Below are 5,530 nucleotides of genomic sequence, written 5' to 3' on the forward strand. Positions count from 1 at the left end.
ATAACCGCTATATATCATGTCAAGCTAATTAGTTATAATTCCCGAATCTATGCAGAAAGCCCAAAAAACCCTGCCCTCTCAATACGGTTTGGATAAGCATTTTTCACTTTCCTTATGGTCTGGGGAAAAGGAAAGGGTTAAAGGGTAAAGGATGTATTCAAAACCTTTCCCCTTTTCCTTTTTCCCTTTCCCCTTTAATCGAACCGTATTTTCCCCGCTGCCTATTTGTATCAACCTGAAAGTGAAATTGTATTAGAGGGGAGTGCTACTGATACCGCGCACAAAAATATCTACACAGGTTTCGATATAGTCCTCACAGCTATAGCTGCCTTGATTGAATTTTGCACTGCGGCATAGCATTCCAGCTAACAGCATTCCTGTAAACATATCGACAGCCGGAAATGGATCGAGGTCTGCTCTGACAGTGCCTAGTTTCTGACTCGATTGCAGGTAAGCTACCAGTTTTTCCGCTAAGGGTTTGGCAGCTTCTTGAATCACTTGTTTGGCTGCCTCTGGATGACGTTTGGCTTCTCCAATAAAGGTACGAATTAGATCCTCCTGTGTCTCTAGCATAGTATTGTAAAGATGAGCATACTGTTTTAAATCAATTTTTAGATCCTGTGTCCACGCTTCGGAGTGTGCAAGGGCTTCTGTCTGAAGTACCAAAGCATTTTTCATTACTGCTCCCAAAAGTTGTTCTTTGCTAGCAAAGTGGCGAAATAAAGTCACTTCATTTACACCAGCAACACGAGCTATTTCACGGGTAGTTGCTCCTTGAACACCTAAACTGGCAAATACCTGCAAGGCGGCTTCTATCAAACGTGTACGGGTGAGAGTTGATGAACGTATGGTTTTATGCATTTATGATGGCAAGTACTTACTTTCATCATAGATTATGTAGAAAAAGTGGTCGTAATTTGGGGAAAATAGTGTTTATGCCAACATTTTTAAAGTTATTGAAAATATTTACCTTCTCAAATTGATTTCGGTGCGAGAGCTAATGTTTTACTCATTTTAGTAACTGGAACAACTATCCCACTTCTTAAATAATGAGGTGCTTTTTGGATGGCAGTAAATCCTAGTCGTAAATAAAACCCTTCGGCATAAAGGCTAGCAGTTGTAATTACCTTATCTATGCCTTGCTCAGTTGCTTTGTCACAAAAATGTTGAACTAAAGCACGGCCAATCCCTTTACCTTGATATTTAGGATGGACATACAACCCGATGAGTTCATCAACAATGAAACTAGCAAAACCTATAACAACATCTCCCTCGACCGCAACCCAGAAAGATTCTGCTTTCATACTCTTCAAGATATTTGAACCATCAGGTTTGTCGCGGTAATTGCGCCAAGCTAAAAGTTCTTTTTGGGTGTAAAAAGTTGCAGGTAGAGCTTTGATAGCAGCAATATGAATTGCACTCAGCACCCACGCATCTGTTTCTTGGGCAGGTCGAAGAGATATTTCGTTAGCGCTCATAGGTTCAGGGCTGGCAGGGGTATGAGTAACATTCGCGCAGAAAACCGGGTTAAGAGATATTACATGAGTAATACAAGCATTTTTAGAAGCTTAAACCCTCATTTTATCGTTGAGTAATGACTCGTAAGGATTCAGGTCAAGAGGTATTGACAAATGTGACATCTGAGGCGGAATATCACAATTATGGGAAAAGACCTGCTTCTGAAATTAGAGCGTGAAACCCAACTCCTGTTAGCTCCGGAACAACTGGTGGACATAATTGTTGAACAGGCCATCGCTATAGAGAAACTTAACTCCAGAATTTTAGAACTAGAAGAAAAAATAGAGAAACTCAAGGTCAGTAGAGATTTAGATAGCTCTATATCATCGAAACCACCATCGGGAGATATCCTCAAAAAAACAGAGAACAAACAGCAGGATAAACTTCTTGAGAGTGAGGCTCCGAAAAGGAAACCAGGAGGACAACCAGGGCATAAGGGAAAAACGCGCTCTGGTTTTGGCAGAGTAGATCGTTTTGAAATATTACGTCCTACGGATTGTGTTTACTGTGGTCAAAAAGCATTTGCGTAGCAGTGAAAGTAGAAAAACACACGCTTGCACAGCTAGTAGAACGTCCTATTGAAATAGTTGAGTATCAACGTCATACGTGCGTTTGTGAGTGTTGTGGAAATGCACAAACAGCATCCTGGGCACAAGATATAATCCCAGGACAAGATTTGGGGATTAGATTACAGGCGTTTTTAGGATGGGCAAACAATTATGCACATATGCCCTATGAAAAACAGCAAGAAATGTTGTGGGAATTGGGGCAAATTGAAATTGGCTTAGGAACTCTAGTAACAACCAATGAACGAATAACTCAAGCAATTGAACCGAGCGTTAGTGAGTTAAGTAATTGGGTAAAACAGACACAACCTAACATTCATGTGGATGAAACACCTTGGTCAGTTAAAGGAGTCAAAGAATGGTTGTGGGTAGCTGCCAATTCTGATTTCTGCCTGTTTACTGCGGCTGATACTCGTTCACGATCTGAATTAGAAACGATTTTAGGGGCTAAATATGCAGGGGTACTCAGCAGTGACGATTTTAGTGTTTACAATGGCTATCAAGTTGTTGCCCAGCAGAAATGTTTAGCACATCTACGTCGTCACTTCAAAAAACTAATTATACTTCCAGGTCTTCACAACCAAGCTATCGGTGAAGCTTTTGTTGATTTAATTGATGAAGCTTTTAGCAGTTATGCTCAATGGTTTAAGACTCTTGATTCAAGTAGTTATAACGATTGGGTCAATCAATTCAAAGCTAAGTTGCACTCCTCACTTAATCAGTGGATTGACAAAGCAGGAGCAACAGCAGGTCAGCTTTTACGTTCTTTGCGCGATAAAGCAAGCCAATGGTGGTATTTCCTTGACCATCCTGAAGTTCCTCCTGATAATAATCAGGCTGAACAATGTCACAAAATTACTTCTTTGTCTTTGTGGTTAGTTAAAAAAAGATTTTTGGTAACAAAAAGGTTTAATTAGCAACTTCATCCCGTGAATGGGCTACTAATAGGTAGTGTAAACCAAAATGTTGCCCCTGCATCCAATTCACTGTTTACACCAATTTCGCCGCCGTGAGCATGGATGATTTGCTTACACAGATACAATCCTAATCCCAAACTTACAGAATTGCCAATACTTGCACCCCGAAAGTAAAGGTCAAAAAGCCGATCGCTTTGTTGTTGACTAATTCCCACGCCGTTATCACTAACAGTACAATAAATCATGTCATCCTGACGGGTAGCATTGATTGTCAAAAGCAATTCTGGGGGATTATGTTTGAGGGCGTTGACGATTAAGTTAGAAAAAACCCGCCATAGTTGCGTGGGATCGGCATTCACTAATGGCAAATCTGCGGATACTAAATTTGTGAACTTGGCTTGATTTTGTGCTAATAATGGCTCTAAATCTGCGATCGCAGCTTCGACAACTGACAGTAATTGTACTGGTTGAAGTTGTAAAACTACACCTTGTACCTCGCTGATATGAGTTTCCATCAACGAATTAATTAAGTTCAGTTGGCGATCGCTACTTTGAATCATCCGCTCTAAAATTGAGCGGGAAATCGTAATATTTTCCTCTGAACGTGCCAGCAAATTCTTCAGCACCATTAAAGTACCCAGTACTGGGTTGCGTAAGTCATGGGAAACTGCATGGAAAAATACTCGTAGTTCTTCTTCAGCTTGCTTGCGCTGGGTAATGTCTTCAATCAAACCTTCGTAGTAAAGCAGTTTAAGATGTTCGTCACGGACTTCGTAGGCTTTTTCGGAAATCCAGACAATACTCCCATCCCGGCGATAAATTTGGGACTCGAAATCGGAAACGCTGCCATACTTTTCCATCAGGCGCACAAATTCTGCCCGGCGGTTTGGATCAACGTACAATTGTTCGATATCAGTGAAATTTGCTGTCACCTCGTCTACTAAGGAGTAGCCATAAATCCTTGCTAAAGCAGGATTTGCCGTAATGTAATGTCCATCAGGACTACTTTGAAAAATCCCTTCAACGGCGTTTTCAAAAATGCTGCGATATTTCGCTTCGGCAACCTTGAGTTTTTGGTAGGCAGATTCTAGTTCTTGGCGGGCGAAAAATTCAGAACGTTGCAGGCGATCGTACAGATAAACACCGATGTCACATATAGTACAAAACCAAAAAATGTATAAAATGAACGTTACATTATATATTTCTGGGTGGTCGGGGATTGGTGTTTTGAGCCCAAGTGCAGTATTCACACCAAAATAGTAAATCAGCACACTTACTTGAGTCAGCAAGTGAAGAATCCAGCAGACAGGCATCAACACAGCTTGACTCAAGAACAACAGCGACCAGCCGATGGTATCGGGTAGTGCGAAACCTCTGATGCTTGCAAACAACTGCGACGCTAAACTAAGTGACCAAGAAGACCCTAAAAATAATAAATCTGGACGATGACGACCTAATTTAGTTTTATGTAAAGCAAAGCAAATAATTATGCTTGCAAGCATTGCAACATTAATTACCAGGCGTTGAGTTCTAAGTACTTCTGGCAGCGGCTGCAACTCTGCAAAAGGAAAAAACAGTCCGTAAATGTCTCGCAAAGTAAAAGACAACAGACAGATCAGCGCCAGCCATAACCATAAACGTAATCTTTGCCACAAAAAACGGTTACGCCAAACTCTGTAAAGAGTAATGATTTCATCTGTTGTTGGTGCAGAAAAGGTTTTTCTCCACCAGCTTTGCACTGTTGTCAATGGAGTAGCCATTAGCATCCGAGCAACTTTGCCCATACCTTGAGGGTGTTTCCTTTACTCAACATTGCCATAAATAACACCCTCTCATTTTTTGGTGATTTATGGGCGATTTGTTGCGGATGAAGTTGCCAAAGGTAATGTAAACCAGAAAGTTAACCCACGCTTGCGGTTACTCATAACACCGATTTCGCCGCCATGCGCCTTAATAACTTTTCGACAAAGATACATTTTTAAGCCAATGCTTGTAGAGCAACAGTCTTGAGGATCGCGGACATGGAGATCGAAGAGGCGATCGCACTCTACTTTACTCATTCCCACACCGTCATCTTGAATCTGAGTGCGAATCATTTTCCCCTCAACGGTGGCGCTCAGGGTAAAATTTAATCCTGGCGGATTATTGTGCAAGCTATGCGCGATCAAATTTACCAAAACTTTCTGCAATCGAGTCCCATCTGCCATTACTAACGGTAAGTCTGCGGGAACCAAGTTCTTCAGAGTCGCTTGATTTTGTGTCAGTATAGGTTCCAACTCGGCGAATGTGCCTCCCAATAGGGTACTAAATTGCACAGGTTCGAGTTTGATCTCAAGACCCTGTTTTTCACAGGAATTAATTTCTAGCAATGAGTTAATCATCGTCAGTTGGCGATCGTTGCCCTGAATCATTCGCTCAATGATTAACCGAGATATTGGAATTGAAGATTGGGCATGGGAAAGAGGCAGAGGGGCAGAGGGGATGGGGGGCAGAGGAGAAAGACTTGCTGTAATTTCCCCCCTGCTCCCC

The 5,530-nt window shown here is 41.7% G+C and carries 4 protein-coding genes and 1 pseudogene; 1 reads left to right on the forward strand and 4 read right to left on the reverse strand.

Annotated elements, in window-relative coordinates:
• Positions 1-252: 252 nt before the first annotated feature.
• Entirely contained in the window at positions 253-861 is a 609-nt protein-coding gene (locus IQ229_RS11035) for a TetR/AcrR family transcriptional regulator (RefSeq protein ID WP_194043647.1), read from the reverse strand.
• Between the two features lie 113 nt (positions 862-974).
• Positions 975-1,478, reverse strand: a complete 504-nt coding sequence (locus IQ229_RS11040) for a GNAT family N-acetyltransferase (RefSeq protein WP_194043649.1) — start codon at positions 1,476-1,478, stop codon at positions 975-977.
• Positions 1,479-1,661: 183 nt separating this feature from the next.
• Here IQ229_RS11040 and tnpC point away from each other — a divergent pair.
• Positions 1,662-2,974 (forward strand): annotated as a pseudogene (gene tnpC, locus IQ229_RS11045) (IS66 family transposase); the annotation flags it as partial.
• 32 nt (positions 2,975-3,006) lie between these two features.
• Here the strand turns inward: tnpC and IQ229_RS11050 are convergent.
• Together IQ229_RS11050 and IQ229_RS11055 are read right to left on the reverse strand one after the other, a co-directional pair.
• Positions 3,007-4,785 (reverse strand): PAS domain-containing sensor histidine kinase, encoded by a 1,779-nt coding sequence (locus IQ229_RS11050; RefSeq protein ID WP_228013381.1) that lies wholly within the window; start codon positions 4,783-4,785, stop codon positions 3,007-3,009.
• Positions 4,786-4,848: 63 nt separating this feature from the next.
• The coding region (locus IQ229_RS11055; protein WP_194043651.1) for a sensor histidine kinase at positions 4,849-5,530 on the reverse strand (682 nt) is incomplete at its 5' end.

Origin of the sequence: Nostoc cf. edaphicum LEGE 07299, from assembly GCF_015207245.1 — a bacterium.
In the GTDB taxonomy this organism is placed as follows: domain Bacteria; phylum Cyanobacteriota; class Cyanobacteriia; order Cyanobacteriales; family Nostocaceae; genus Nostoc; species Nostoc edaphicum_B.